Below are 24772 nucleotides of genomic sequence, written 5' to 3' on the forward strand. Positions count from 1 at the left end.
GAGAATCTATCTCATTCACATCCATGAGCCCGGTCGATTCCTTTAGGCTGCCGGTCAGTTGTTTTAGATCGCCGCGTCCGCCCATTCCTCGTTGTCGATCGCGTTGGGCGACACGCGGATATCGCTCGGCGAAATACCGTAGCGCTTGCGGAATGCGATCGAAAAATGCGCGGGGCTGTAGCCGACGCGGTACGCGACGGTCGACACGTTCGCGTCCTCCGCGCACAGCATCGCGTGCGCGGTCCGCAGCCGGTATTCCTGCAGGTATGCATACACGCTCGTGCCGAACACCTTGCGGAACCCGGCCGTCAGCTTGCGCGAATTCATCCCGACCCGGCCCGCGAGCGCATCGAGCGTCGGCGGCTGCTGGAGCTCGCGCGTCAGGATGTCGCTCGCCGCATACACGCGCTCGACGTCCGACGACGTGACGCGCACGTCGGCCGGCGCGAACTGCCGCTGCGTCGCCAGCAACTGCGCGCTCAGCGCGGTCAGCTCGAATGCCTTCGCCTTCAGGTAGTACTCGCGCACCGCGCCCTCGAACGGGCAGGTGGCGATCTGCACGGCGAGCGCCTGCAGCGCCTTCGACGCCGGGCAACTGACGATGCGCGGATCGCCGCCCGTCGGCGCAAGCATCTTCTCCGGCAGCAGGCTCAGGTTGCGGTCGAGCGCGTCGAGGCCGAGCTGCACGATCGTGTAGCGCAGCGGCACGTCGCGGTCGTAGATCTGGTGCGTCGTGAATTCGCCGTCGTTGGCGATCACGCACAGGCCCGGCCCCTTGATGCACTGCTCGGGCTGGCCCGGCACGCGGCAGCGCAGCTGCCCGCTCTGCACGAGGACGAGCTTCAGCCCTTTTTCGAGCGGCTCCTCGTACCAGTCGCGGCTGTCCGAGCACAGCGTGCCGCTCATGAGTTTCATGCCCGCGTCGATGTGCACCACGCCCGGGTGGTTGCCGGGCACGAGCACCGGCGGGTGACGTCGTGACGAAGCGAAGGTGGTCGATCTCATCGGTGGGTCCGTGGGTTAGGCGGCACGCGCGGACCGGCGCGCGCCGGCGGCAACCGGCCGATTGTCCGGCCGGACCGGGCGGGCGCCGCGCGACGGCGCCCCGATCGAATGAAATTGCCGCGATATCAAAAGAAACGGCGCTATCGCAGCACCTGCTCCAAATGATAATACCTCTCATTTACATTTTTTGACAACTTGCCGGAACCCAAGGTCAGCGCATGCAATCCTCCCCTTCCTCCCTGGCGGCGGCCGTGCCGGCCGACGCGCCCGACTGGCCGGACGACTTCGCGCGCCGCTATCGCGACGCCGGCTACTGGCAGGACACGACGTTCTTCGACGCGCTCGATGCATGCGCGCGGCGCCATCCCGACGCGCTCGCCATCGTCGACGGCGCCTGCCGGCTCGGCTATCGCGACCTGCTGGACCGCATTCGCCGTCTTGCGGGCGGCCTCGCGCGCCTCGGCCTCGCGCGCGGCGACGCGGTCGTCGTCCAGTTGCCCAACGGCGCGCGCTTCATCGAAACGTGCTTCGCGCTGTTCCAGCTCGGCGTGCGGCCGGTGCTCGCGCTGCCCGCGCACCGGCACTACGAGATCGGCGCGTTCTGCCGCTTCGCCGGCGCACGTGCGTACCTGTGCGCGTCGCAGCTCGGCGATTTCGACTGCCGGCCGCTCGCGGCCGCATTGCAGGCCGACTGCCCGGCGCTCGAGCACATCGTGATGGCCGGCGACGATCATCCGTTCACGCCGTTCGACGCGCTGTACGACGCGCCGCCCGTGCACGAATGCGCGGCGCACGCCGACGACATCGCGTGCTTCCAGCTGTCGGGCGGCACGACCGGCACGCCGAAGCTGATTCCGCGCCGCCATCGCGAATACCTGTACAACGTGCGCGCATGCAGCGCCGCGAGCGGTTTCGATGCCGGCACCGTGTATCTCGCCGCGCTGCCGATGGCGCACAACTTCACGCTGTGCTGCCCCGGCACGATCGGCGCGTTGCTCGCGGGCGGCCGGGTCGTCACGACCGCGCGGCCGGAGCCCGACCAGAGCTTCGCGCTGATTGCGCAGGAGCGCGTCACGCATACCGCGCTCGTGCCGCCGCTCGCGCTGCTGTGGCTCGACGAGCAGCCGCAACGGCAGGCCGACCTGTCGAGCCTGCGCGTGCTGCAGGTCGGCGGCGCACGGCTGATGGACCATGCGGCGGAACGCGTGACGCCCGTGCTCGGCTGCCGGCTGCAGCAGGTGTTCGGCATGGCCGAAGGGCTCATCTGCTGCACGCGGCTCGACGATACGCCCGAGCGCATCGCGCACACGCAGGGCCGCCCCGTCTCGGACGGTGACGAAGTGCGCATCGTCGACGACGCGGGCGCACCGGTTGCGCCCGGCGAAATCGGCGAACTGCAGGTGCGCGGCCCGTACACGATACGCGGCTACTACCGGCTCGCCGACCACAATGCGGCCGCGTTCACGGCCGACGGTTTCTACCGCAGCGGCGACCGCGTGCGGCGCACCGCGGACGGCGATCTCGTCGTCGAAGGCCGCGACAAGGACCAGATCAACCGCGGCGGCGAGAAGGTGTCGGCCGAGGAAGTGGAGAACCTGTTGCTCGCGCATCCGCAGGTGCACGACGCGGCGGTCGTCGCGATGCCCGACCCGATGCTCGGCGAGCGGACCTGCGCCTTCGTCGTGGCACGCGCGCCCGCACCGACCAGGCTGACGCTGAAACGCTACCTGCGCGACTGCGGGCTCGCGGCCTTCAAGATTCCCGATCGCATCGAGTTCATGCCGCGCTTCCCGGAAACCGGCATCGGCAAGACCAGCAAGAAATCGCTGCGCGACCTGCTGCGCCGCCAGTTGGAGGCGGCAGCCGCATGACCGTACACCCGACCGATTCGAACTGGATCCGCGAATTGCGGCTGTCGCCGTGCGCGCGTGCGCAGCTCGTGTGCTTTCCGCACGCGGGCGGCACCGCGAATTTCTTTCGCAACTGGAGCCGGGCGCTGCCGTGGGATGTCGATCTGCTCGCACTGCAGTATCCGGGCCGCGAGGAGCGCTTCGGCGAGCCGTGCCTGCAATCGATCGAAGCGCTCGCCGGCCCCGCCGCCGACGCGCTGCAACGCTATGCGCACGCGCCGCTCGTGCTGTTCGGGCACAGCCTCGGCGCGGCGCTCGCGTACGAAGTCGCGGTGCGGCTCGAAGCGCGCGGCGCCGCGCCGCTCTACGTGGCCGTGTCCGCGCTGCCGCCGCCGCATCGCCAGCGCCTGTCGGACCTGCACCTGCAATCCGACGACGCGCTCGTCGGCGATGTCGCCCGGCTGTCCGGCGAACACGCCGCGCTGCTCGCCGACCCGGAAATGCGCGCGATCTACCTGCCGATGATCCGCCACGACTACCGCGCGATCGAAACGTATCGACGCGACCGGCCGCCGCGCATCGACGCGCCGCTCGGCGTGATGCTGCCGCTCGCCGACACCGAGCTCGACAACGACGAGGCGCACGCGTGGCAGGACGTCGCGTCGCGCCGGATCCGCATCGAGACGTTCAACGGCGACCACTTCTACCTGCGACACCAATACCCGGCGGTGATCGCGCATCTGGTCGAACGGATCGACCAATCCCTTCGTTACGGAAAGGAGTACACATGAAAACACCGGACGCCTGCACGGGGCTTCCCGACATTCGCGAAGCCATCGATCGCCTGGACGCCGACATCATCGACGCGCTCGGCCGGCGCATGCAGTACGTGAAGGCCGCGTCGCGCTTCAAGCCCGACGAAGCGAGCATCGCCGCGCCCGAGCGGGTGGCCGCGATGCTGCCCGACCGGCGCCGCTGGGCCGAGCAGGCCGGCCTCGACGGCGATTACGTCGAAACGCTGTTCGCCCAGCTCATCGCGTGGTACATCGCGCAGCAGACGCAATACTGGCGGCAGCAGCGGGGGCTCGCATGAACGCCGGCCTTCCGCTGCTGCACGACACCTTTGCGCGGGCGGCCGGCCGCGCGGCCGCCACCGGCGAGCCGACGCTCGCATCGGTATCGGTGCCGCTGCGGCCGCTCGATTTCTTCGACCTGATCGCCGCCTGGGACGACGGCGTCACGCCGTGGTTCTTCCACGAGGCCGGCGATGCGTCCGTCACGCTGTTCGGCTGGGACCGCGCACTCGAACTGAGCGCCACGGGCGGCACGCGCTTCGCGCAAATCGATGCGCGCTGGCGCACGCTCGTTCGCGACGCGATCACGGCCGGCCCGCAGCCGCCGCGCCTCGTCGGCGGCTTCCGGTTCGATTCGCACGGCCCGCGCAGCGCGCACTGGGCGCCGTTTCCCGATGCCGCCATGACGCTGGCCCGGCTGCTGATCGTGCGCGAAGGCGACGCACACTGGGCCGTCTGCCAGCACGTCGTCGCCGCTCACGACGATCCGGCCGCGCTCGCGCATGCGTGCCTGGCGCGCATCGAGTCGCTCGGCGCGCTTGCGCCTGTCGCGGAAGACGACGCGCCGCACCTGCTGCACACGCAGGCGCTCCAGGCGAGCGAATGGCAGCACGAAGTCCGGCGCGCGGTGGACACGATCCACAGCGGCGCGTTCGGCAAGGTCGTACTCGCGCGCGACGTGCTCGAACAGTACGCGCGGCCCGTCGCGATCGCACCGCTGCTGCGCCGGCTCCGGCGGCGCGACGCACATGCCCACCTGTTCGCGGTTCGTCGCGAAGGCGCGTGTTTCATCGGTGCCACGCCGGAACGGCTCGCGCGTGTCGCGGCCGGCGACGTGCGCACGCATGCGCTCGCCGGAACGATCCGGCGCGGCGCCACGCCCGACGACGATCGCGCACTCGGCGCGGCGCTGATGGATTCCGCGAAGGAGCGGCTCGAACACGCGCTCGTCGTCGACGCGATCCGGGCCGCGCTGGCGCCGCTGTCGCGCACGCTCGACGTGCCCAGGCAGCCGTCGCTGCACCGGCTGCCGAAGCTTCAGCACCTGAGCACGCCGATCCGCGCGACGCTGAATGCCGACGCGACGCTGCTGCAGGTCGTCGCGGCGCTGCATCCGACGCCTGCCGTGGCCGGCCATCCGCGCGCACCGGCGCTCGAGCACATCCGCAAGCATGAAGGCTTCGACCGCGGCTGGTATGCGGCACCGATCGGCTGGATCGACGCGCACGGCAACGGCGACTTCATCGTCGCGCTGCGCTCGGCGCTGGTCGAGGGTGGCGCGTGCAGGCTGTTCGCGGGCTGCGGCATCGTCGGCGATTCCGAGCCGGTCAACGAATATCAGGAAACCGAACTGAAGCTGTCCGGGATGCAGGCGGCGATCCGCATGCGCGATGCGGTGGCGGATACGCAAGGCCGCACGCAGGTGTCGGCTTCGTCGATGGTCGACTGATTCATGCCGGCCATCAAAGCAACGGCAGCGTTTGCCGGATATGTTCGGCAAACGCCGTTGTCAGGTGCGACGGCCGCTTCCGGTCGAACTTCAGCGCGATGCCCACGGCCGGCAACGGCGGCAATCGCGGATCGCCGTTCACGATCGCGAGGTCGGCCGGCACGGCCGTCTGCGTCATCACCGCGAACGCCTGCCCCGAGCGCACCAGCGCGATCAACCCCGCGAGGCTGCTGCTCGCATAGGCGACGCGGTAATCGCGACCGGCGCGATCCAGCGCCTCGCAGGCCGCGAGGTGATCGAGCGTATCGCGATCGGACAGCGCGAGCGGCAGCGGATCGAAATGTGCGGGCTCCAGCCCCGGATAGCCGATCCACACGAGTTGCTCGCGGCGAATGATGTCGTCGTTCGCGCCGTCGTCCGGCAATGAAATCATCGCCAGATCGACCGCACGCTTCTCCAGCTGTTCGATCAGCCGCGGCGTCGGCCCGCATACGACCTCGACGATCGCCTGCGGATGCTGGCTCGAAAACTGCCGCAGCAGCGACGGCAGCCAGACCTCCGCGTAATCGTCCGGGCAGCCGAACCGGATCGTGCCCGACAGCCCCGTGCCGCACAGGTCGGCCATCGCCTCGTCGTGCAGCCGCAGGATGCGCTGCGCGTGCACGAGCAGCCGCTCGCCCGGATGCGTCAGCACCACGCCCCGGCCGGTGCGCTGGAACAGCGGCTGGTCGACCACTTCCTCGAGCCGCTTCATCTGCTGGCTGAGCGCCGACTGCGTGCGGCCGACGCGCGCGGCCGCGCGGCTGAGCGCGCGCACCTCGGCGATCACGACAAACGAACGCAGCAGGTCGATTTCAAGCGAAAGCCCCAAGGTATTAGCTCCTTTTCTACCTTGCATAAGAACTATTCGTTTCCATCAAACCAGACGCGCGCCTAGACTGCAAGCGATCCCTGCCCTTTTGCCCGGAGACGCCCGATGTCCCTGAACGACGACGCAACCTTCTGGCGCAACGCCAGGCAGCACCTGGTCCGCTACGGCGGCACGTTCGAGCCGATGATCATCGAGCGCGCGAAAGGCAGCTTCGTCTACGACGCCGACGGCCGCGCGATCCTCGATTTCACGTCGGGCCAGATGAGCGCGGTGCTCGGCCACAGCCATCCGGAAATCGTGTCCGTGATCAGCGAATACGCGGGCAAGCTCGACCACCTGTTCAGCGGCATGCTGTCGCGGCCGGTCGTCGATCTCGCGACGCGCCTCGCCGACGTCACGCCGCCCGGGCTCGATCGCGCGCTGCTGCTGAGCACCGGCGCGGAGTCGAACGAGGCGGCGATCCGGATGGCCAAGCTCGTCACCGGCAAGTACGAGATCGTCGGCTTCGCGCAGTCGTGGCATGGAATGACGGGCGCGGCCGCATCGGCCACCTACAGCGCCGGCCGCAAGGGCGTCGGCCCGGCGTCGGTCGGTTCGTTCGCGATTCCCGCGCCGTTCACGTACCGGCCGCGTTTCGAGCGCAACGGCGCCTATGACTCTCTCGCCGAACTCGACTACGCATTCGATCTGATCGACCGGCAGTCGAGCGGCAACCTCGCCGCGTTCATCGCGGAACCGATCCTCAGTTCGGGCGGAATCATCGAGCTGCCGGAAGGCTATATGGCGGCGCTCAAGCGCAAGTGCGAGGAGCGCGGGATGCTGCTGATCCTCGACGAAGCGCAGACGGGCATCGGCCGCACCGGCACGATGTTCGCGTGCCAGCGCGACGGCGTGACGCCCGACATCCTGACGCTGTCGAAGACGCTCGGCGCCGGGCTGCCGCTCGCGGCGATCGTGACGTCCGCGGCCATCGAGGAACGTGCGCACGCGCTCGGCTACCTGTTCTACACGACGCACGTGTCCGATCCGCTGCCGGCTGCGGTCGGCCTGCGCGTGCTCGACGTGGTGCAGCGCGACGGGCTCGTCGAGCGGGCCAACGTGATGGGCGACCGGCTCCGGCGCGGCCTGCTCGACCTGATGGAGCGGTTCGACTGCATCGGCGACGTGCGCGGGCGCGGGCTGCTGCTCGGCGTCGAGATCGTCAAGGATCGCCGCACGAAGGAGCCGGCGGACGGGCTCGGCGCGAAGATCACGCGCGAGTGCATGAACCTCGGGCTCAGCATGAACATCGTGCAGTTGCCCGGCATGGGCGGCGTGTTCCGGATCGCGCCGCCGCTGACCGTCAGCGACGAAGAAATCGACCTCGGCCTGTCGCTGCTGGAACAGGCGATCACGCGCGCGCTGTAACGCCCTGCCCCGCATCACGCGATACCATCGCGCCGGTTCAACGGATCAGCGCGACGGATGCCCGATCGATCAGCCTGCTTCCGCCGCCCACGCTAGCGCATCGGCGCCGGCCGGCATGCGCATCGGGCTCGACGGATCGGTCGCCGCACGCCATACGGCGTCGGCGACATCCTCCGCATGGGTGATCGGCGCAGACGCGTCGAGCATCCGCGCGATCGCCTTCCCGACGAAGTCCGCATACGCTTCGTGCTCGAAGCCGTGCATGTTCGCGCGCGCGTTGTCGCCGAAACGCGTGTCGGGCGCCCGGCCCGGCAGCACGAGATGCGTGCGCACGCCGAACGGCGCGAGTTCGGCCGCCATCGACTCGGTGAACGCATTGACCGCCGCCTTGCTCGCGCGGTACGCGCTGACCAGCGGCAGCGCCTTCAGCGTGACGCTCGACGTGACGTTCACGACCACGCCGGCGCCGCGCTCGCGAAACTGCGGCAGCACGGCCTGCGTGAGCGCGATCGTGCCGATCGTGTTGGTCTCGAACAGCGCGCGTACCGTATCGAGCGGCGTCAGCTCGGCCGGTGCGGCCGCGCCGAAGCCTGCGTTGTTGACGAGCACGTCGATCGGGCCGGCCGCGTCGATCGCGGCGCGGATGCTGTCCGCGTTCGTCACGTCCAGCGGCAGTACGCGCAAATGCGCCGACGGCGGCAGCACGTCCTCGCGCGGCGTGCGCATCGTCGCGACGACCCGCCAGTCGCGGGCCAGGAAATGGCGCGCGATCTCGAGGCCGAAGCCGGAGGAACAGCCGGTAATCAGTACGGTCTTCATGCGAACTCCTGTGATGTGTGAGCAGGTGTTCGTACGATAGATGGCCGGATCCGTATTCGCTACAATCGAAAATCCGCTTTTCTTTTGCGAGAGTCCGGCAATGATCGACCCGCTGACCGAAGTCGTGACACTGCTGCAACCGGGCGCGCGGTACTCGAAGTACGTGCGCGGTGCGAGCCCGTGGGCGATCAACCGCACGGTCGCCGGCGAGCCGTTCTACTGCGCGATCCTCGACGGCGGGTGCCGGATCGCGATCGACGGGCATGCGCCGATCGAACTGCTGCCGGGCGATTTCATGCTGATTCCGGCGGCCTACGGCGTCGCGATGTCCAGCCTCGAACCGCCGGCGCCGGGCGTCGAAACCGCGCCGCCGGTCGCGCTCGACCACGGCGAATACCGGATCGGCGATCCGGCCAACCCGGTCGACACGCGGATGATGGCCGGCAACTGCAGCTTCGGTTCTCCCGACGCATCGCTGCTGGTGTCGCTGCTGCCCCGGTTCGTGCACGTGCGCGGGGAACCGCGGCTGACCACGCTCGTGCAACTGGTGCGCGACGAATCGCGCGCGCAACGGCCTGCCCGCGAGATCGTGCTGGCACGCCTGCTGGAAGTGCTGCTGATCGAGGCGTTGCGCTTCACGTCCGGCACGCACGCGTCGCCCGGCCTCGTGCGCGGGCTCGCCGACAGCCGTCTCGCCGCCGCGATCCGCCGGATGCACGAAAGCCCCGCGCATCCGTGGACGATCGTCGCGTTGGCGAAGGAGGCCGCATTGTCGCGCTCGACGTTCTTCGAACGCTTCAGCCGCGCGGTTGGTGTCGCGCCGATGGAATACCTGCTCACGTGGCGCATGGCGCTCGCGAAAGACCTGCTCCGCCGTCACGACGGCCGCATCGCGGAGATCGCGGGGCGCGTCGGCTATGGCTCGGCCAGCACGTTCAGCGTCGCGTTCACGCGCCACGTCGGCCGGCCGCCCGCGCAATATGCACGTGAAGAACAGGCCGCGACCAACGCAGCATGAGCCGCGCCCGCCACCGCCAATCCGCGACCTGCGTACACTACCCGTCACGCAACGACGACGCGCGAGGCATCCGATGACGACAGCGGCAAAGGCCCCCGCCACGACCGACCACTGGCTCGTCGCGCGGCGCGATGCGGAAACCGGCATCGAAAGCCTCCACGCGCATTTCAACGGCCATGCCTACGACGCGCACGACCACGACGACATGCTGGTCGGCTTCACCGAACAGGGCGTGCAGCGCTTCCAGTGCCACCGTTCGCTGCATACGAGCGTGCCGGGCCGCGCGATCCTGATCGAGCCGGGTGCGATGCACGACGGCCACGCGCCCGAAGCCGGCGGCTTCACCTACGGCATGCTGTACCTGCCGCAAGCGTGGGTCGAGCGCGCCGCGCGCCGGCTGGACCTGCCGGGCCTCGGCGGCGTCGAAGCCACGTTCGGCCACACGCTCGTCGACGACCGCAGCCTCGTCGATGCGATCCGGAACGCATTCTTCGCGATCCACGACGACGAAGGCCGGCTCGCACGGGACCAGACGCTCGACCGCCTGCTGACACGGCTCGGCGGCGAACTGCGCGGCCCGCTCGCGCTGGAGAGCGGCGTCGTGCCGCCCGCGATCGCGCGCGTGCGCGATCTGCTGCACGCACACATGGACGGCAACATCGGCCTCGACGAGCTCGCCAGCGTCGCCGGCATCGACCGGTTCCGGCTGACGCGGATGTTCCAGCGCGCATTCGGCACGTCGCCGCATGCGTACCTGGTGCGCTTGCGGCTGCGCGCCGCGCGCAGGCTGCTGGCGGCCGGCCGCACGCCCGCGCAGACGGCCGCGGACGTCGGCTTTGCCGACCAGAGCCATCTCGGCCGCTGGTTCCGCCGCGCGTACCGGATCACGCCGGCCGCCTACCGGCAACTCTGCACAAACGTTCCAGACTGATCGCGCGCGGCATCCGATCATGGATGTTCCAACCAGGAGCAAGCATGTTCGATACGAAAGTAGCGCTGATCGTGCGCGACGATCTCGCGGCGTGGCAGAAACTCAATGTCGTCGCGTTTCTCGCGACGGGCGTCGCGGCCGGTGCGCCCGAAGCGCTCGGCGAGCCTTACGAGGATGCGGCCGGCCGCCGCTACAGCCGGATGCTGGGCCAGCCGATGCTGGTGTTCGCGGCCGATCTGAACGGGTTGCAGGCCGCGCACCGGCAGGCGCTATCGCGCGAACTGACGATCGTGCCTTACGTACGCGCGATGTTCTCGACCGGGCACGACGCGGCCAACCGCGCAGCGTTTCGTGCCGGGGATGCGGCGAATCCCGATCTGGTCGGCCTGGCGTTGCACGGGCCGAAGAAGGCCGTGGACAAGGCGGTGAAGGGGCTGGCGTTGCACGCTTGAACGTTGAAACGCCGCATTCGGCCCGACGCTTCAGGTCAGCGATGCGCGAGCACGTTGACGAGTTTGCCGAACGGATCGCGCACGTAGAACCGCCGTACGCCCCACGGCTCGTCGGCCGGCCCGTATTCGACGGGAATGCCGGCTGCCCGAACGCGTTCGAGCGCTTCGTCGACGTCGTCGACCTCGATCGACAGATCGGGCGTCGGCGTACCCGATCCGCCCTGCGATGCGAAGCTGATCTGCACGTCCATCTGCTCGGCATTGCCGTACGTCGCGATCCAGCCGTGGTCCATCAGCAGGTCGAGGCCGAAGATCTGCTGGTAAAAACGCTTTGCGTCGTCGCCTGATCGTGTGTCGATATTGGCGACGATCCGTTTGACTTTCATCGGGTTCCTCCGCGAGCCGGGCTGTCCCGCGAAGCTACACCGGATTCGCGTGCGCAACCAGTGCGTCAGCGGCCGGCCGCCTCCATTTCCTGCCGCCGCGCCCGCGCGGGCCGCTCGACCTGCTTGCCGGCGAGCCACACACCGATCGCGACGACAACGATACCGAGGTAGGTCGTCACCTCGATCCGGTCGCCGAACATCCACGCGGCCCACATCAGCGTCACCGGCGGCTCGAGATAGACGAGGGTCGCCACGCGTGTCGCGGGCATGCGCTTGAGCAGCGCCCACAACGACAGGTACGCGATGAAGGTCGAGAACACCGTCAGCCACACGACCGACACCCACACGTTCGGCTGCGCCGGCACATGCAGGTTGCCCGTGGCGATCCCGCACGCCGCGAACAGCACGAGGCTCACGCACCCTTGCACGAACAGCGGCAGGAACAGCCCGTCCTCGTTGCTGCGCGCGGCCGTCAGTGCGCGCCGCCGCTGATAGATCGTCGCGATCGACAGTCCCAGCGCGGACACCAGCGGCAGCAGATACATGACGATTCCGACCGACCCTGCCGGCAGCGCATACTGCCCGCCGATCACGATGCCCACGCCGACGAACCCGACGACGAGCCCGGCCCACTGGCGCGCCCCGCTGCGCTCGCTGCCTTCGAGCGACGTCATCGCGGCCGTGATGAGCGGCTGCAACGCCGCGACGATCGCGGCGATACCCGGCGGCAGGCCGTGCTGAATCGCGATATAGACGCAGGTCAGATAGAGAAACTGCGACAGGAAGCCGATCACCGCGTGATAGCGGATTTTTTCGAGCGTCAGGCGCCCAAGCTGCCGGTTGAGGACGATCGCGAGGCACAGCGTGACGAGCAGGAACCGCCAGAACAGCAGGTTGAACGCACCGGCCGTTTCCGCGCCGAGCTTCGCGCCGATGAAACCGGAACTCCATGACAACACGAACACGAGCTGAAGCAGGAATAGCTGCATGGGGCGACGGCTCTCAGAAAGTGGCCGGGGACAGGCGCTGGTCGTCCAGTTCCCCGGGGCGAATCGGCTCGAGCCCCAGGCGGCGATACTGCAGTTCGGCGTCGTCCCTGAGCGCGCGCTGCAGCGCCAGCCAGTTGACGATCGTGCGCGGAATGCCGTCGTCCGATGCGAGGTGCCAGAACCCGTTGTCGTCCTCGCGCGTGTACGGGCAATGAAACGACAACACCAGCGACATGCGGCGCCCGGCCTCGACCGGTTCGACGCCATGAAACAGCTTGCTGCCGTAGATGAGCAGCGCGTCGCCCGCGTTGTCGAGTTTCGCGGTCTTCACATGCCGGCGCGCGCGATCGTGGCGGTCGAACGTCTCCGCGGTCGATTCGTAGAACAGAAAGTTGCCGCCCTCGTATTCCGAGCGATCCGACAGCACGATGTTCAGCACGAAACTGGTGCCGTCGGTGTGCCACATGCCCACCTGCGCCTTGCCGTCGTCACCGTGGTCCGTCGGATAGTAGTAGTTGAACTGCGACCGCGCATTGACCATCGGATACGGGATCAGCGGCGCACCGGCGAGACGCGACACCCTCATCAGGAACGCGCGGTCGTGCATCATGTCGTCGATGAACCGCGAGCGGTTCGTCACCGCGCGCGCCCGCTTCGAGATGATCCAGTTGCTGCTCGACGCGCTGTGCTCCAGCGCGCGGCCGATCTCGCGCAATGCACTCACCGCTTCGTCGGAGAACAGCCCGCGCAGATGGCACACCGCGTTCAGCGCATCCGAGCGCGTGCCGCGCATCGGCACATCGCGATAGCCGATATCGTCGAGGTTGCGGCGATATCGCACCTGGTAACCGTCGCGCAGGCACGCGCTCGTCCAGCGCATCGGCTCCTTCGCTGCGTCCATCGCGCCATCGACGTTCACGCCGGCGGCCAGCGACGTCTGCAACGCAAGCCTGACCCGATCGAATCCTCGCGCAAACACCGGCAATGCATTTCCCTTGTTCATCGCGCGCCTCGCTATCGACGTTTCGGCATTCAGCCCTTGAACTGCGCAATCTGGTACACGACGCTGCCGTCCCCGCTGCGCAGCTCGTCGATCACGCGACAATTGCCGTGGCTCAGGCGCACGTGGCGGAATTGCTCCGGCGTGTATTTCAGGCAGACGTTGGTGATCAGATGCCCGTCGGCTCCCGCTTTCGACACCGGTTGCAGCGTGACCGCGACATGGAACTGGTCGCCGAGCAGATTGAGCCGGACGATCGACACATGATGCTCGCCAAGCGGCTCGAAACCCTGCTGCCGGCTGACGATCTCGGAGAACCGCACCATGTTCTCGTTCCGGTAGAAGTTGTAGATCGGCTCTTCACGCCCCTCCACGAGCAACTGCATCTCCGACACGACGTAGGTCGACTTCCCGCCGAGATTGCGGATGAGCCGGCCGATCGTCACCGGCAACTCGTTGCCCTCCTGGAACCCGAGCATCGTGATGAACGTCACGTCCTGGCCCAGATCGATATGGTTCCACTGCACGTTCCGGTAATCGTCGGCGATGTAGTTGAAACAGCCGGGCGCTTTCAGGAACGGCATGATCGCGTGCCGCATTGCGTCTTCCGACGACTCGTTGATGTCGACGGCGGTGTAACGCAGATGATCGGGCCCGCCGCCGCTGACGGCCTTCATCAGTTCGGTGGTCTTGACCGGCTCGGGGCCGAGTTCGATGTAGTGGACATCGCGGCCGCGCGACAACGTGGCCAGCCGCTCGCTCAACGCGCCGATCGCTTCGCGCAACGAACCGTTGCCGTCGCGATCCGCGCACAGCGCCGGGCTTCGTACGCCCAGCTCGTTCAGGTTTCGCATCAGCGAAAAGACTTCGCGCCCCGCCGCCTTCCGCCGCGCATCGTCGTCAGTGCGCTTCAGCGTCGAATACTTCTCGTGATTCTCGACCGTCCATACCGACTCCGCCTTCAGCTTCCTGTCCCGCACCAATGCATCTACGACAAAATCATTGATCGACATGAATCATTCCCCGGATGCGTGCCACGCCCGACCGGCTGCCTGCCGTTGTCTGCCTGTTGACCCGAGAATATGGGATGCTCAATAATTCCGTCAATCGACATTACCTGAATCACTGATTCGGAAAAACAAAATCATGCCGCGCACCCTGGACGTCGACCTGCTGCGAACCTTCCATGCCGTCGCGAAGCTCGGCCGCTTCAAGGATGCGGCCGCCCATGTGAACCGCAGCCCGTCGTCGGTCACCGCGCAGATCCAGAAGCTGGAGGAGATGGTCGCGCAGCGCCTGTTTACGCGAAACAACCAGGCCGTCGAACTCACGCAGTACGGCCACAAGCTGCTGAGCGACACCACCGAGTTTCTGCTGAGCCACGACCGGCTCGTCGAATCGCTGTCGCCGCAGATGCTGACCGGCAAGCTGCGGCTCGGCATCCCCGATTCCTACGCGGCGCACTTCATGGCGGAATTCCTGCCGCGTTTCGCTGCCGACCGGCCGTTGCTCGAACTGACCGTTGAAGCGCGCTCCAGCGAGGAATTGCAGTTGCTGTTCTCGCGCGGCCAGCTCGACATCACGATCGCCGTCGTGCCGAAGGCGCCGCCGCACGCCGAGCTGCTCAGCAAGACCCATCCGGTGTGGGTCGCCGCGCGCACGTTCAAATTCAATCCCGATGCGCCGCTGCCGATCGCGGTGCAGCTGCAGGGCTGCCCGTACCGCGACACAGCGCTGAACGCGCTGAAGAAGGCAAGGATCGCGCACCGGATGCTGCTCGAGAGCGCCAGTTCACCGGCAGTCGAAGCCTGTATCGCGAACGGCCTCGCGGTCGGCCTGATCGAACACGACCGCGTGTCCGGCAACCTGACGAGCCACGTCGCCGGGATCGTGCTGCCCGATCTGCCGCCGCACCTGATCACGATCCTGACGGACGACAGCAATCGCGCCGCGCTGCATCTGCGCGACGTACTGAAAAGCACGTTCAGGATCGGATAGGGAAGACAAGGCCGGGAACCGGCCTTGCATGCGCAAGCATGGAAAGCAAAACGCCGCCGGCCCGTTGCAGGCCGGCGGCTGTCGGCATCAACCGCCGAGGTAGGCCTGCTTGATGCGATCGTTCGCGAGCAGGTTCGCGCCCGTATCGGCGAGCACCACGCGCCCCGTTTCGAGCACGTAGCCGCGATCGGCCACGCCGAGCGCCTTGTTCGCGTTCTGCTCGACGAGGAACACCGTGACGCCTTCGTCGCGGATCGTGCGGATGATGTCGAAGATCTGCGCGATCACGAGCGGCGCGAGGCCGAGCGTCGGTTCGTCGAGCAGCAGCAAACGCGGCTTGCTCATCAGCGCACGGCCGATCGCCAGCATCTGCTGCTCGCCGCCCGACATCGTGCCGGCCCGCTGCGCCGCGCGCTCCTTCAGGCGCGGAAACAGCTTGAACACGTGCTCGATGCCGTCGTCGATCTCGTGACGGCTCGCGAAGAAGCCGCCCATCTTCAGGTTTTCGAGCACCGTCAGGCTCGGGAACACGCGCCGCCCTTCCGGCGAAATCGCCATCCCCTGCCGCATGATCTGGTGCGTCGACATCCCGGTGATGTCCTTGCCCTCGAACAGCACGCGGCCCGACGAGGCGCGCGGCGTGCCGCACACGGTCATCATCAGCGTCGTCTTGCCGGCGCCGTTGCTGCCGATCAGCGTGACGATCTCGCCCTTGTTCACCTCGATCGACACGCCCGCGAGCGCTTCGACCGCGCCGTAGTGCGTATGGACCTGTTCCAGCTTCAGCATCACTCTTCCCCCAGATACGCCTTGATCACGCGCGGGTCGTTGCGGACCGCCTCCGGCGTGCCGATCACGATCGGCCGGCCGTGCTCCATCACGAGGATGCGGTCGGACACGCCCATCACGAGGCTCATGTCGTGTTCGATCAGCAGCACCGATACGCCGAATTCACGGCGCAGCTTGTCGATCAGGTGCTGAAGCTCGATCTTTTCCTGCGGGTTGAGGCCGGCGGCCGGCTCGTCGAGCATCAGCAGGCGCGGCTCGGTGATCATGCAGCGCGCGATCTCCAGACGCCGCTGGTGCCCGTACGACAGCGTGCCGGCCTGGCGGTTGGCGACCGACGTCAGCCCCATCCGGTCGAGCCACACGGCCGCGCGTTCGAGCGCTTCCTTCTCCGCGTGACGATACGCGGGCGTCGCGAACAGCCCGTGCAGCAGCCCCGCCTTCACCTTGCGATGCTGCGCGACGAGCAGGTTCTCGACGACGGTCAGCGACTTGAACAGGCGGATGTTCTGGAACGTCCGCACGAGACCCTTCAACGCGATCTTGTGGCTAGGCAGCCCGCCAATCGCGTGACCGTCGAGCACGACATCGCCGCCGGTCGGCTTGTAGAAGCCGCCGACGCAATTGAACACCGTGGTCTTGCCCGCACCGTTCGGCCCGATGATCGCGAACACCTCGTCGCGGCGCACGTCGAAATCGATGCCGTCCACCGCGAGCAACCCGCCGAAGCGCATCTGCAGCCCGGCGACCTTCAACAGTTCTGCGTTCGCGCTCATTGCGGCAGCTCCACGTGGGGACGGCTCGCGGGCAGCAGGCCCTGCGGACGCCACATCATCATCAACACCATCACGAGACCGAAGATCAGCATCCGGTACTCGGCGAAGCCGCGCGCGACTTCCGGCAGCACGGTCAGCAGGATCGCCGCGAGAATCACGCCGAGCTGCGACCCCATCCCGCCGAGCACGACGATCGCGAGGATCAGCGCCGATTCGATGAAGGTGAACGATTCAGGATTCACGAGGCCCTGACGTGCCGCGAAGAACGCGCCGCCGATACCCGCGAACGCGGCACCGAGCGTGAACGCCGACAGCTTGATGCGCGTCGGGTTCAGGCCGAGCGAACGGCACGCGATCTCGTCGTCGCGCAGCGCTTCCCATGCGCGGCCCATCGGCATGCGGATCAGGCGGCTCGTCACGAACAGCGTGAAGCAGACCAGCACCAGCGCGATCAGGTACAGGAAGATCACCATGTGCTCGCCGCTGTATTCCAGCCCGATCAGTTCATGGAAGGTCTTCGCGCCTTCGACGCTCGCCGAGCGCGCCATCTCGAAGCCGAACACCGACGGCTTCGGAATGCTCGAGATGCCGTCCGGGCCGCCGGTGAGGCTCGTCAGGTTGTTCGCGAGCAGGCGGATGATTTCGCCGAAGCCGAGCGTGACGATCGCGAGGTAGTCGCCGCGCAGGCGCAGCACCGGGAAGCCGAGCAGGAAGCCGAACGTCGCCGCGGCGATCGCCGCGATCGGCAGGCACTCCCAGAACGACAGCCCGAAATACTGGTTCAGCATTGCGTACGTATAGCCGCCGACCGCGTAGAACCCGACATAGCCGAGATCGAGCAGGCCCGCGAAACCGACCACGATGTTCAGCCCGAGGCCGAGGATCACGTAGATCAGCGCGAGCGTCGCGACGTCCACCGCACCGCGCGAACCGAAGAACGGCCACACGAACCCGACCGCGAGCATCACCCAGATGATCACGCGCTGCTGCTGCGCGCCCATCGCCGGCACTGCCGGCAGCTTCACGGCCGCTTTCGCGCGCACGAGCCACGGCTTGAACAACTGAAACAGGAACACGGCCGCGACCGCGATCCACACCGGGCGCCAGTGCGGCGTCAGCACGACCTGATAGCCGTCGAGCTTCAACTGCAGACCGAGCACCGGAATCGTGAGGATCGCCGTCAGGAACGCGGCGGCCACGGCATTCTTCAGCGCCTGGCCGATCGAAGCGTCGGCGGCCGGGCGGCGAACGGAAATGACTTGACTCATCTGCGTCTCCCTTAGACCTTTTCGATGTCCGACTTGCCGAGCAGGCCGGTCGGGCGGAAGAGCAGGATCAGCACGAGCAGGCCGAACGCGACGACGTCCTTGTACTCGGCCGGCATGTAGCCTGCGGCGAAGGTTTCGGCGAGGCCGAGCAGCACGCCGCCGAGCATCGCGCCCGGGATGCTGCCGATCCCGCCCAGCACCGCGGCGGTGAACGCCTTGATGCCTGCGACGAAGCCGATATACGGATTCAGCTTGCCGATCGTCAGCCCGATCAGCACGCCGCCGACGGCCGCCAGCATCGCGCCGAGCACGAACGTGAACGAGATCACGCGGTTCGTGTCGATGCCGAGCAGGTTCGCCATCTTCATGTCCTCGGCGCAGGCGCGGCACGCGCGGCCCATCCGCGAATGCGAGATGAACAGCGTGAGCGCGATCATCAGCACGAGCGTCACGCAGACGATCATCAGGCGCGAATACGGGATGGTCACGTCGAAATCGCCGCCGAGATGAATGTCGAACGCGCCGGAGATCAGCACCGGCACCGACACGTCGCGCGCGCCCTGGCCGATCTGCACGTAGTTCTGCAGGAAGATCGACATGCCGATCGCGGAGATCAGCGGCACGAGGCGCGGGCCGCCGCGCAGCGGCCGGTACGCGACGCGCTCGACCGCGAAGCCGTACAGGCCGGTGACGATCACCGACACGATCAGCGCGGCGCCGAGCACGAGCGGCAGCGGATAGCCGGCGGAGATGCCGATTGCAGTGAGGGTCACGAGGCCCACGTACGCGCCGATCATGTAGATCTCGCCGTGGGCGAAGTTGATCATGCCGATGATGCCGTAGACCATCGAGTAGCCGATGGCGATCAACGCATAGATCGCACCCAGCGTCAGGCCGTTGACCAGCTGCTGGGCGAATTGAGGAAAGAAGTCAGTCATGTGCGGGAAGCTCCCGTTGGCGTTGTGTCGCATGCCGTCGCCGGATCACGGCGTTCGGCCGCGCGCAACGCACGGTGTCGTCTCGGGCCGCCCCTTGGCTGCGCACTGGGCCGATGCGCAGCCAATACGCACCCGCCCCGTCCGGGTCTCGGACAGGGCGGGTGCGCGGGCGGGTACTCCGTATTACTTGGCGGCGGTCTTCGTCGCGTCCTTGTGCCACGTGTAGACGACGAACTTGAACGCCTTCAGGTCGCCCTGTGCGTCATACGCGACCTTGCCGATCGGCGTGTCGAACGTCGTCTTGTGCATGTACGCGGCGACCTTCGTCGGGTCGGTCGTCTTCGCTCCCGCGATCGCGTCGGCGATGATCTTCACCGCTGCGTACGCCGGCATCTGGAACGGGCCGTTCGGGTCGCGCTTCTTGTCCGCGAACGCCTTCACGAGCGCCGCGTTGGCCGGATCGGCCGAGAAGTCGGCCGGCAGCGTGACGAGCATGCCTTCCGAAGCCGGGCCGGCGATAGCCGTCACGTCCTTGTTGCCCACGCCTTCAGGCCCCATGAACGTCGCCTTCACGCCCTGCTCGCGCGCCTGGCGCATCAGCAGGCCCATTTCCGGGTGATAGCCGCCGAAGTAGACGAAATCGACGCCTTGCGACTTCAGCTTCGTGATGATCGCCGAGTAATCCGAATCTCCGGCGTTGATGCCTTCGAACAGGACGACCGGGATCTTCGCGGCTTCGAGGTCCTTCTTCACCGACGACGCGATGCCCTGGCCGTACGACTGCTTGTCGTGCAGGACCGCGACCTTCTTCGGCTTCACGTTGTTGATGATGTAGTGCGCGGCGGCCGGGCCTTGCTGGTCGTCACGGCCGATCGTGCGGAAGATGAAGTGGCGCTTCTTGCCTTCGGTCAGCTGCGGCGCGGTGGCCGACGGCGTGACCATCACGATGCCTTCGTTCTCGTAGATGTCCGAGGCCGGGATCGTCGAACCCGAGCACACGTGACCGATCACGTACTTGATCTTCTGGCTGACGATCTTGTTGGCGACGGCAACGGCCTGCTTCGGCTCGCATGCATCGTCCATCATCACGACTTCAAACTTGTTGCCGCCCGCACCGCCCGCTGCGTTGATCTGTTCGATCGCGGTCAGCGCGCCGGCCTTCACCATGTCGCCATACTGGGCGACCGAACCGCTCATCGGACCAGCGATGGCGATCTTCACGGTTTCCGCTTGCGCGGCGGCGGCGCCGGCGGCGAACAGCACGGCGGCGACGGAAATGGACGTAAGACGGGACAGCGTCATCTGGGAGCTCCTCGATGTTGTTTAGTCATACGGGCAAAGGCGGCATGACTTGCGCAATCGAACAGCACCCGGGGCGAGGACATGGGACACGCCCGAGACACATAGAAGACGGAACTCCGGCGGAATGTTGCGTAGCGGGGCCCGGCTCTTGCAGTCCCCGAAGGGGACGTCTGGTTCGGAAAGACATCGTGATGCGTCTTGCATTGCGCAAGCGTTTCGCCTGCCCCGCTTGCCAAACCGCTTGATCGGAGGGATGGTCCGACAGCCGTTGGCAAGGCAGTCGAAATTATATGGGCGTTTTTAAATCGTCTGTCAAAAATGCCGGTCGACCGAGGGAAAACACGTAGGGAAGTTGTGACGGTCGGTAGCAATGACGGCGCAACCTTGAGGGCTGTGAGGCGGGGGCTGGGAGTGCAATCTGGTTGCTATCGGTGCAGGTTTCTTAGCGCTGTGCCTTGCCGGGATTGGGATTGGGTGATAGGCGATTTTGCGTGGCGTGGGTCGGGGAGGCAAAGGGTCGCATCGTCGTTCTTCAATCAGCTGATGACTGGTTTGGTGGGCACCATTGCAGTGCGTTGGGTGAAGTTGCTCAAGCCTTCTGTTTGCCGACGGTTTTCGTCGCTCGGAAAGGCGATCGTTATTAATATGAAATAATACGGATTCGCCTCTGCAATCCAGCCAGCCTTCCTGCGAGTCGCGCCCGCCGCGCCTCGCAGTCGCTTCAGGGCCGCTTCGACGCCCCTCCGTCGCCCAGCCGCCAGCCAGTGATCTGCCGTTTTGTTCAATGCACATCACCTGATTTGGATCGCTGATGAATCATTCCTTCTGCTTGTCTTCCGCCGCCGCGATTGCGTGTGCGTTTTCCGTTTCCGCCGCCGATGCGTCCGGGCGCGATACGCTGACCGATCGGTCGGCCGGGGCCAATGTGTTTCGCGCGGAGCGGCGTGCTGCCGCTCGCGATGACGGGCATGCGGCGCGTGTGAACCGCCGACGCGTGCAGTACGCTGCGCCGGTGAAACGTAGCCCGTTCGATACGCAGGATGCACGACCACTGCGTGCGACAAGCGATGCGCTTGTCGCATCGCCACCTTCGTTCAAACACGAACCCGATTTTGCCTTGCCCCCGAACCGCGTCGCACTCGGTGCGGGCGGGAACGATAGTCTGGGCCGCGCCGTGCCCGGGTATGAGCAGCGCGAGCAGAACTGGAATGAATACCTGCGAGCTAACGGCTCGCGCCCGGCGGGTAGTGGTGGATCGTATGCGCCGCAGCGGCCGTACGATGCGCCGCGTGGCCCGCATGGGGCGCCGAATCCATTCGATCCGTCGGTGCCGCAGCCCGAGACGCGGACGTTCTACGACAACGGCTCGGGGACGAAGTGCACGGCTACCGGCGGTGCGGGGACGTCGCGGTCGTCTTGCAATATCGGGTGGTGAGGTGAGGTGTTGGGTGGCTGCTATTGCGGCTGCCCACATTTGATATCGCACCTGCCGGATCAAATCGCCATCGGCATCAGTCAATTCCTCCGGCCATTCCGACACATCGTCGTGGAAGTAGTAGACCGCATTCCGCGCGTCAGCGTCGCTCGCCGCCGACTTGTTCTGACGCGCACCATCGGCCGCCCCGATCCCCGTGACCCGCCCCATCGCGTCCGTTTCGCAGGCGGTCGACTGCCCGGCCGCATCCGTCACACGCGCAAGCGCACCACGTGCGCCATACCCGAACCCACAGTTAAAACCGACCGCATCGGAACATTCCAGGGTCAGGGCCAAACATGCCAGACCGCTTGCTGGCCGCGAGGCTTCCGCTTGCCGCCACGGCGCGCCCGCGCGCAGCGCACGTTCCTCACCGCGGCGAAACCACAATCGCCGCCCGCCGATTCTGCGCCTTCCCCGCCGGCGTCTTGTTGTCCCCTATTGGATCGAGTTTCCCTTTCCCGACAATCGCGATCTGCTTCGCATCCATTCCGACGTCGACCAGCTCGATCGCCACGACCTCCGCCCGCCGCCTCGACAACTCGAGATCGTATTTCGCCTTCCCGTCATCATCCGAGTACCCATAAACCCGCACGCCATTGATCCCCGCCGACCTCAACGTCCGCCCGATCCGTTCGACGACCCGCCGCACATCCGGCTTCAGGTTGTACCGGTCGAAATCAAACAGGATCGGCCCGGTCGAACCGAACTCGAACCCCTGTCCAGTCTCCTGGAACCCGGCCGACTTCAGCGCCGTGACCTGCGTCTGCGTCAGCCCGCGATGAAGCGGCGGCGGCGTCTTGCAGCCCCCCAGCAGCATGCACAGCAGCAATGCGCTCGCGACGCACAGCCGCCCCATGCTCACAGGAAACGAGTGGTTCATTTCGCATCCCCCTCGAGTGCGCCCTTGTTGGGCGCACTTCTTGTCATTCGCTGCCGCGGCCTCGCCCGCAGCGCGAAACGTTAAACCTCAAGCCGACCCGACCACGCCCTCCGCCAATTGCCACGAGCCCGGCCGCGCGCGCTTGGCGCGGTACATCGCAGCATCCGCCGCCCGCAGCAAGCCGCTCGCGTCCGATGCGTGATCGGGATACAGCGCAACGCCGGCACTCATCATGGTGGCCACCACGCGGCCGTCGGACAGCTCGATCGACGGCGCCATGCCGGACAAAATCTCGTCCGCGATCCGGCACACGCTGCCCGCTTCAGGCACCGCCGCCAGCATCACCGCAAATTCGTCGCCGCCGAGGCGTGCGACGAGATCGGCCTCGCGCACCTGCGTGCGCAGCCGCGACGCGATGCCGATCAGCACCGCATCCCCGGCATCGTGGCCGAGACAATCGTTGATCTCCTTGAAACGGTCGCAGTCGAGATACAGGACGGCGACCCGCTGCCCCGTCAAGGTGGCGTCGCACAGCGCAAGCGAGAGCCGCGACTCGAACTGCACGCGGTTGGGCAGCCCCGTGAGCGCATCGTGCGTCGCCTTGTGTTCGAGCGACGCGTTCTCGTCGCGCAGCGTGTTCTGCCAGTCCTCGAATTCGTCGAGCAACGCGTTGAAGTCGTCGCCGAGCTGGTTCAGTTCGGCGATCGCCGCCGGCTCGACCCGACGCGCGAACGCGCGCTCGCGCCGCACCGCATGCGCCACGCCTGCCAGCGCGCGCAGCGGCGAAACGATGTTGCGCAGCAAGCGCTTCGAGCTGACATACGCGCCGAACACGCTGACGGCCAGACAGCCCAGAATGCCGCCGACGCCGCCAAGCAGGAATCCGAAGAACTGATGTCCGCGTCCCTGCACGACGACGTGTCCGACGACGATGCCGTCGTGCATCACCGGCACGGTCACGGGCCCGGGCAGCGCAACGTCGGCGACGGCGCGTTCGAGCCGCGCGATCCCGTTTCCGGCAGGCAATTGCCACGTCGCGAACGGTTGCCCCTTGCTGTCGGTAACGACCACCTGCGCGACATCCTCGTCGCCGGCGATCATCCCGATCGCCTCGCTCGCCGCGACGCGGTCGCCGAACACGAGCGCCGCCTCGACCGTATAACCGAGCGAGCGCGCCAGCAGGTTCAGGTTGTTGCCCGCATACGCACGCAACGCGATCACGGCGACGACGATCAACGACACGGCCGCCATCGTCACCGCGACGAATGCGAGGCGCAGGTGCGCGCGACGCAACACGCTTTGCAGCGTCGGGCGCGGCATGCGCGAAGCGGAAACGGGGAGCGCGGACCGCGTCATGGCGTCACCGGCCGTCGGGCGAGGTTGAGCACGTTCGGGTGCACGCGCACGCCGCTGCGCGCGACGGCGTCGAGGTTGATTTCGAACGACACGCGTTCGCCGTCGACGTTCAGGCAGAACATGCCGCCCGCGGTGCAGGACGGATCGTGTTCCGAAATCGTCAGCACCGGATGGCCGGCCACCGCGGTTCGCACCCGCGCGCGTTCGTCGTTGCTCAGCGTGCCGAGGTAGACGGCGTCGCACGCGATGCCGAGCGCCGGATCGTCGGGGCTCACGCGCTGCACGTCGACCAGCGTCGAGCCGGCCTCCAGCGTGTCGGTCAGGCCGCGCGCATAGTCGGGCCGGCCGGTGATGCACAGATGCAGCCGAACGGGCGTGGCCGGCCAGCGCGTGAAGCTGATGATGCCGAGCACGACCTGGCGCACGGTCGTGTCGTGTGACGAAACGGGAGCATTCGCGGGGCTTGCGGCGGCGGCGATCTGCACGGTATCGACCGGATCGTCCGGATTGGCGGGCGCACCTGCAAGCACGCCAGGGGCTGCACCGAGAACGCAAACGATTGCGAGCAACGCGTGGCGCAGCGAAGCGGTTCGGCCAAGACGGCCGCACACCGTACGCGCGGCGATGGCCGCCGCGTTCGCCGGCGTCGCTGCAGTCGCGAGACTGACAGTCGACGCGCACACTTTCGCATCCATGATGGCAACATCCGCTGACGTCGCTCTGGCGCTGCCTCCTGTCTC

The 24772-nt window shown here is 67.1% G+C and carries 25 protein-coding genes; 10 read left to right on the plus strand and 15 right to left on the minus strand.

The annotated features are described in order from the left end of the window. Nucleotides 1-63: 63 nt before the first annotated feature. Nucleotides 64-1005: a helix-turn-helix transcriptional regulator gene (locus OHZ10_RS31225; protein ID WP_059239402.1), complete on the minus strand. Its 942-nt coding sequence runs from the start codon at nt 1003-1005 to the stop codon at nt 64-66. A 218-nt stretch (nt 1006-1223) separates the two neighbouring features. Here OHZ10_RS31225 and OHZ10_RS31230 point away from each other — a divergent pair, with 218 nt between their 5' ends. From OHZ10_RS31230 to OHZ10_RS31245, 4 genes are read left to right on the plus strand one after another with little or no spacing between them, the layout of a single operon-like run. Continuing rightward, on the plus strand, nt 1224-2876 hold the full coding sequence (locus OHZ10_RS31230; protein ID WP_340624667.1) for a (2,3-dihydroxybenzoyl)adenylate synthase: 1653 nt from the start codon (nt 1224-1226) through the stop codon (nt 2874-2876). After that, nucleotides 2873-3646, plus strand: a complete 774-nt coding sequence (locus OHZ10_RS31235) for a thioesterase II family protein (protein WP_059239398.1) — start codon at nt 2873-2875, stop codon at nt 3644-3646. Before OHZ10_RS31230 ends, OHZ10_RS31235 begins: the two co-directional genes overlap by 4 nt. Continuing rightward, on the plus strand, nt 3643-3948 hold the full coding sequence (locus tag OHZ10_RS31240; RefSeq protein ID WP_342705304.1) for an isochorismate lyase: 306 nt from the start codon (nt 3643-3645) through the stop codon (nt 3946-3948). Before OHZ10_RS31235 ends, OHZ10_RS31240 begins: the two co-directional genes overlap by 4 nt. Next, a complete protein-coding gene (locus OHZ10_RS31245; RefSeq protein WP_174992486.1) occupies nt 3945-5378 on the plus strand; it encodes an isochorismate synthase in 1434 nt (477 codons plus the stop codon). The genes OHZ10_RS31240 and OHZ10_RS31245 overlap by 4 nt, the downstream gene beginning before the upstream one ends. A 13-nt stretch (nt 5379-5391) precedes the next feature. On the opposite strand, the gene OHZ10_RS31250 is transcribed toward OHZ10_RS31245, so the two are convergent. Beyond that, entirely contained in the window at nt 5392-6276 is an 885-nt protein-coding gene (locus OHZ10_RS31250; protein ID WP_059239394.1) for a LysR family transcriptional regulator, read from the minus strand. Nucleotides 6277-6354: 78 nt separating this feature from the next. On the opposite strand from OHZ10_RS31250, the gene OHZ10_RS31255 reads away from it, so the two are divergent. Then, a complete protein-coding gene (locus OHZ10_RS31255) occupies nt 6355-7656 on the plus strand; it encodes an aspartate aminotransferase family protein (protein ID WP_059239392.1) in 1302 nt (433 codons plus the stop codon). 69 nt (nt 7657-7725) lie between these two features. On the opposite strand, the gene OHZ10_RS31260 is transcribed toward OHZ10_RS31255, so the two are convergent. Then, nucleotides 7726-8475: an SDR family oxidoreductase gene (locus OHZ10_RS31260; RefSeq protein WP_342705305.1), complete on the minus strand. Its 750-nt coding sequence runs from the start codon at nt 8473-8475 to the stop codon at nt 7726-7728. 40 nt (nt 8476-8515) lie between these two features. Here OHZ10_RS31260 and OHZ10_RS31265 point away from each other — a divergent pair, with 40 nt between their 5' ends. The 3 genes from OHZ10_RS31265 (at nt 8516) to OHZ10_RS31275 (ending at nt 10876) form a co-directional block, all read left to right on the plus strand. Then, entirely contained in the window at nt 8516-9493 is a 978-nt protein-coding gene (locus tag OHZ10_RS31265) for an AraC family transcriptional regulator (RefSeq protein WP_342705306.1), read from the plus strand. A 73-nt stretch (nt 9494-9566) separates the two neighbouring features. Continuing rightward, the gene (locus tag OHZ10_RS31270; RefSeq protein ID WP_342705307.1) at nt 9567-10424 is read left to right on the plus strand and encodes an AraC family transcriptional regulator; all 858 of its coding nucleotides are present in this window, start codon (nt 9567-9569) and stop codon (nt 10422-10424) included. A gap of 44 nt (nt 10425-10468) precedes the next feature. Continuing rightward, nucleotides 10469-10876 (plus strand): DUF2000 domain-containing protein, encoded by a 408-nt coding sequence (locus OHZ10_RS31275; protein WP_174992488.1) that lies wholly within the window; start codon nt 10469-10471, stop codon nt 10874-10876. A 35-nt stretch (nt 10877-10911) separates the two neighbouring features. On the opposite strand, the gene OHZ10_RS31280 is transcribed toward OHZ10_RS31275, so the two are convergent. The 4 genes from OHZ10_RS31280 to OHZ10_RS31295 all read right to left on the minus strand — a co-directional run bounded on the left by OHZ10_RS31280 (nt 10912) and on the right by OHZ10_RS31295 (nt 14264). Beyond that, nucleotides 10912-11262: a VOC family protein gene (locus OHZ10_RS31280; protein WP_059239382.1), complete on the minus strand. Its 351-nt coding sequence runs from the start codon at nt 11260-11262 to the stop codon at nt 10912-10914. Between the two features lie 65 nt (nt 11263-11327). Beyond that, on the minus strand, nt 11328-12251 hold the full coding sequence (locus tag OHZ10_RS31285) for a DMT family transporter (RefSeq protein ID WP_059239380.1): 924 nt from the start codon (nt 12249-12251) through the stop codon (nt 11328-11330). 13 nt (nt 12252-12264) lie between these two features. Then, complete coding sequence (locus OHZ10_RS31290) at nt 12265-13254, minus strand: 2OG-Fe(II) oxygenase (RefSeq protein WP_342705308.1); 990 nt, start codon at nt 13252-13254, stop codon at nt 12265-12267. Nucleotides 13255-13283: 29 nt separating this feature from the next. Continuing rightward, nucleotides 13284-14264, minus strand: coding sequence for a hypothetical protein (locus OHZ10_RS31295; RefSeq protein WP_059239376.1), 981 nt, complete (start codon nt 14262-14264; stop codon nt 13284-13286). Nucleotides 14265-14397: 133 nt separating this feature from the next. Between OHZ10_RS31295 and OHZ10_RS31300 the strand changes: the two genes are divergently transcribed. Then, nucleotides 14398-15249 carry a LysR substrate-binding domain-containing protein gene (locus OHZ10_RS31300; RefSeq protein WP_059239374.1) on the plus strand — a complete coding sequence of 284 codons (852 nt, stop codon included), beginning with the start codon at nt 14398-14400 and terminating at the stop codon, nt 15247-15249. A gap of 87 nt (nt 15250-15336) precedes the next feature. On the opposite strand, the gene OHZ10_RS31305 is transcribed toward OHZ10_RS31300, so the two are convergent. From OHZ10_RS31305 to OHZ10_RS31325, 5 genes are all read right to left on the minus strand, one after another. Continuing rightward, nucleotides 15337-16038, minus strand: a complete 702-nt coding sequence (locus tag OHZ10_RS31305) for an ABC transporter ATP-binding protein (RefSeq protein WP_059239372.1) — start codon at nt 16036-16038, stop codon at nt 15337-15339. After that, complete coding sequence (livG, locus tag OHZ10_RS31310) at nt 16038-16811, minus strand: high-affinity branched-chain amino acid ABC transporter ATP-binding protein LivG (RefSeq protein ID WP_059239370.1); 774 nt, start codon at nt 16809-16811, stop codon at nt 16038-16040. Before livG ends, OHZ10_RS31305 begins: the two co-directional genes overlap by 1 nt. Next, on the minus strand, nt 16808-18079 hold the full coding sequence (locus OHZ10_RS31315) for a high-affinity branched-chain amino acid ABC transporter permease LivM (protein WP_059239368.1): 1272 nt from the start codon (nt 18077-18079) through the stop codon (nt 16808-16810). Before OHZ10_RS31315 ends, livG begins: the two co-directional genes overlap by 4 nt. Nucleotides 18080-18090: 11 nt before the next feature. Continuing rightward, entirely contained in the window at nt 18091-19017 is a 927-nt protein-coding gene (gene livH, locus OHZ10_RS31320; protein ID WP_041493199.1) for a high-affinity branched-chain amino acid ABC transporter permease LivH, read from the minus strand. Between the two features lie 183 nt (nt 19018-19200). Continuing rightward, nucleotides 19201-20319 (minus strand): branched-chain amino acid ABC transporter substrate-binding protein, encoded by a 1119-nt coding sequence (locus OHZ10_RS31325; RefSeq protein WP_059239366.1) that lies wholly within the window; start codon nt 20317-20319, stop codon nt 19201-19203. Between the two features lie 811 nt (nt 20320-21130). Here OHZ10_RS31325 and OHZ10_RS31330 point away from each other — a divergent pair. Beyond that, on the plus strand, nt 21131-21754 hold the full coding sequence (locus tag OHZ10_RS31330) for a hypothetical protein (RefSeq protein WP_081051997.1): 624 nt from the start codon (nt 21131-21133) through the stop codon (nt 21752-21754). Nucleotides 21755-22163: 409 nt separating this feature from the next. Here OHZ10_RS31330 and OHZ10_RS31335 read toward each other — a convergent pair whose 3' ends face one another. The 3 genes from OHZ10_RS31335 to OHZ10_RS31345 all read right to left on the minus strand — a co-directional run bounded on the left by OHZ10_RS31335 (nt 22164) and on the right by OHZ10_RS31345 (nt 24727). Next, nucleotides 22164-22676 (minus strand): OmpA family protein, encoded by a 513-nt coding sequence (locus OHZ10_RS31335; protein WP_256087238.1) that lies wholly within the window; start codon nt 22674-22676, stop codon nt 22164-22166. An 87-nt stretch (nt 22677-22763) separates the two neighbouring features. Then, nucleotides 22764-24032 carry a diguanylate cyclase domain-containing protein gene (locus tag OHZ10_RS31340; protein ID WP_059239360.1) on the minus strand — a complete coding sequence of 423 codons (1269 nt, stop codon included), beginning with the start codon at nt 24030-24032 and terminating at the stop codon, nt 22764-22766. Next, the gene (locus tag OHZ10_RS31345) at nt 24029-24727 is read right to left on the minus strand and encodes a YfiR family protein (protein WP_059239358.1); all 699 of its coding nucleotides are present in this window, start codon (nt 24725-24727) and stop codon (nt 24029-24031) included. The genes OHZ10_RS31340 and OHZ10_RS31345 overlap by 4 nt, the downstream gene beginning before the upstream one ends. Nucleotides 24728-24772 lie beyond the last annotated feature (45 nt).

The sequence above is a fragment of the Burkholderia arboris genome, assembly GCF_038723655.1.
Classification (GTDB): Bacteria; Pseudomonadota; Gammaproteobacteria; order Burkholderiales; family Burkholderiaceae; genus Burkholderia; species Burkholderia arboris.